The sequence below is a fragment of the Dolichospermum circinale AWQC131C genome (assembly GCF_000426905.1).
GTDB lineage: Bacteria > Cyanobacteriota > Cyanobacteriia > Cyanobacteriales > Nostocaceae > Dolichospermum > Dolichospermum circinale.
This window is the reverse complement of sequence record NZ_APIY01000451.1, coordinates 1-1,014: the sequence shown is the minus strand read 5'-3', so window position 1 is coordinate 1,014 and position 1,014 is coordinate 1. Positions and strand designations below refer to the sequence as shown.

Sequence of the window (1,014 nt, the reverse complement as noted above, 5' to 3'; positions counted from 1 at the left end):
GTAGTTATTTGTTGATTATAGCATTACGTAGGTTGGGTTGAGAAAACCCAACATTATATTATTATTTTGTTGGGTTGCGCTGTTGCTTAACCCAACCTACATGACTAAGCAGATTTTTGATTACTGCTACTTTCGATATGACGACGTAAAAGTTGATTAATAGCTGTTTGATAGTCTTTATTTTGGGTTTTAAACCAAGCTATGATATCAGGTTCTAATTGAATAATATTTTTAGCTTGTGCTGCGGGAATTTGCAAAGTTGCCTTTTCAAAAAACTCATCAGTTAATGGTGGAATATCCGAATAGTCAATGTTCTCATCTGACATTGAATCTAATGCTTGCCAATTAGTCCGTGAAATATTGTTCAAATTTTTTTCGTTCATAACGATTTGCCTTTCGTGCTGAAATAATTCTAATTACATTGCCTTGTTTTTCTGTCCAAACAACTACAGCGACTCCATTTCCTAAAAAACCAATACCAAACCATCTTTCCTCACCATAGTCAAAACGTTCATCTTCCTCAATCAACATTGGACTGTCAAAAATTTTATAAACATCTTGAAAGTCAATCTGATGTTTACGGATATTTTCTAAATTTTTCGCTTCGTCCCACTCAAACTGCATCTCTGATAGTTCAAATCATTTCTTAATTATAAGATATGGCTATCCTATTCAGCAAAAATCATTCATCCTGTAAATCCTTTAATCCTGGATATCATCTCGACTTACTTAGGCAAGCTCAGTACAAGTCGCTCGATAACCACCTGATTCAGACATCTTCATTATATCTTTTGTTGGGTTGCGCTGTCGCTTAACCCAACCTACATGACTTTTAAAAAAACCTCTTAAGTTAAGCAACAGAGTAACCTAGTAACAGGATTAAATTGTATCAGGATCTATATTTAATTCCCGCAATTTTGCTGCTAAACGTTCTGATTTTCTCGCTTCTTTTTCTGCGGTTTCTTCAGGTGTGGGAACTAGCTCTCCTGTTGGTGTAAAATACCGTAATAGTCC

General features: G+C 35.1%; 2 protein-coding genes and 1 pseudogene. All 3 read right to left on the bottom strand.

Going from position 1 to position 1,014, the window contains the following annotated elements:
- Nucleotides 1-104: 104 nt before the first annotated feature.
- A complete protein-coding gene (locus ACIR131C_RS0100865) occupies nucleotides 105-383 on the bottom strand; it encodes a BrnA antitoxin family protein (RefSeq protein WP_028088706.1) in 279 nt (92 codons plus the stop codon).
- Complete coding sequence (locus ACIR131C_RS0100860) at nucleotides 346-624, bottom strand: BrnT family toxin (protein WP_028088705.1); 279 nt, start codon at nucleotides 622-624, stop codon at nucleotides 346-348. The genes ACIR131C_RS0100865 and ACIR131C_RS0100860 overlap by 38 nt, the downstream gene beginning before the upstream one ends.
- A 255-nt stretch (nucleotides 625-879) precedes the next feature.
- Nucleotides 880-1,014, bottom strand: a pseudogene (locus ACIR131C_RS25280) (Uma2 family endonuclease); the annotation flags it as partial.